This is a genomic window from Variovorax sp. P1_H12_2 (genome assembly GCF_056405335.1).
The window spans coordinates 1-1,440 of the sequence record NZ_JBFUCI010000728.1 but is presented as its reverse complement, the minus strand read 5'-3'; the positions used below and the strand labels follow the sequence as shown (position 1 = coordinate 1,440).

Sequence of the window (1,440 nt, the reverse complement as noted above, 5' to 3'; positions counted from 1 at the left end):
GTGCAGCACAGGGCGTGGGGGCCCATGAAATCGCTGAGGGCGCGCCTGTTGTGGTTCCTGCTGGCGGCGATCGTGCTCGCGGCCAGCACGCAGGCCTTCGTGGCCTACCGCGCGGTGCTGGAGGAGGCCGACGGCATCTTCGACCACCACATGCGTCAGATGGCACTGTCGCTGCGGGCCGGGCTGCCGCCCAGTTCCGCGGTCGGCGGCCTTGGCGGCGGCGATGAGAACTTCGAATTCATCGTCCAGGTCTGGACGCTGGACGGCATCCGGATCTTCGAATCGGCGGCCCAGGCGGCCCTGCCGCAGCGCGCGGTGCTCGGCTTCTCGAACGTGCAGGCGCGCGGCACCACCTACCGGGTGTTTTCGCTGGCGACCGGCGCACTGGTGATCCAGGTCGCGCAGGACATGGCGGCGCGCCGCCGGATGGCCGGCACGCTGGCGCTGCGCACCGTCGGCCCGATCGTGCTGGCGGCGCCGCTGCTGATGCTGGTCGTCTGGTGGGTCGTGAGCCGCTCGCTGGCGCCGGTGGCGCGCGTGCGCCGGCAGGTGGCCGCACGGCAGGCCGACGACCTGTCACCGCTCAGCGAAGGCGACCTGCCCGAGGAGGTGCGTCCGCTGGTGCACGAATTGAACCTGCTGTTCGTGCGCGTGCGCCAGGCCTTCGAGGCCCAGAAGCATTTCGTCGCCGATGCCGCACACGAATTGCGCTCCCCGCTGGCGGCGCTCAAGCTCCAGGTCCAGGGCCTGCAGCGGGCGGGCGACGACGCGGCCCGCGAACTCGCCGTGGCCCGCCTGGCGGCCGGCATCGACCGCGCGACCCGGCTGGTCGAGCAGATGCTGGCGCTGGCGCGGCACGAGGCCAGCGCGGCAGCCGGGCTGCAGCCGGAACGCGTCAGCCTGCCCGAGGTGGCACGCCTGGCCATTTCCGACGTTGTGGCCGCGGCCCAGGCGCGCGACATCGATATCGGCATCGCGCGGGCCGACCCGGCCATGGTGCAGGGCCAGCCCGAAGCGCTGCGCACCTTGCTGCGCAACCTGCTCGACAACGCGGTCAAGTACACGCCTCCCGGCGGTCGCGTCGACCTCGGAATCGCGGCCGGCGCGGGCGGGATCGCGCTGAGCGTGGACGACAGCGGGCCCGGCTTGCCCGAGAGCGAGCGCGAGCGCGTTCTCGATCGTTTCTACCGCGTGGGCGAAGCCCAGGCCCCCGGCAGCGGCCTGGGTCTGGCGATCGTCAAGTCGATCGCCGACCTCCACGTCGCGACCGTGTCGCTCGACCGCTCCCCCCTCGGCGGCCTGCGCGTTCTGGTGCGCTTCCCGAACTGAGCTAGCTCCAAGCCGACGCGGAGCGTGGACCCGGCCGGCGCAGCCAGGCCCGTTGGTGAAACACCGCGGAACCGGCTTCGCCGGGCCGCTGGTGTTGCCCCCGGTAGGGGG

The 1,440-nt window shown here is 72.7% G+C and carries 1 protein-coding gene; it reads left to right on the top strand.

Going from position 1 to position 1,440, the window contains the following annotated elements; genetic code table 11:
• Positions 1-24 precede the first annotated feature (24 nt).
• The gene (locus tag AC1D2K_RS34615; RefSeq protein ID WP_478094950.1) at positions 25-1,329 is read left to right on the top strand and encodes an ATP-binding protein; all 1,305 of its coding nucleotides are present in this window, start codon (positions 25-27) and stop codon (positions 1,327-1,329) included.
• Positions 1,330-1,440: the final 111 nt, after the last annotated feature.

What these genes read in the sequence shown, in the direction of transcription:
- AC1D2K_RS34615 (WP_478094950.1), top strand. Translation starts at nt 25, where the DNA reads ATGAAATCGCTGAGGGCGCGCCTGTTGTGGTTCCTGCTGGCGGCGATC.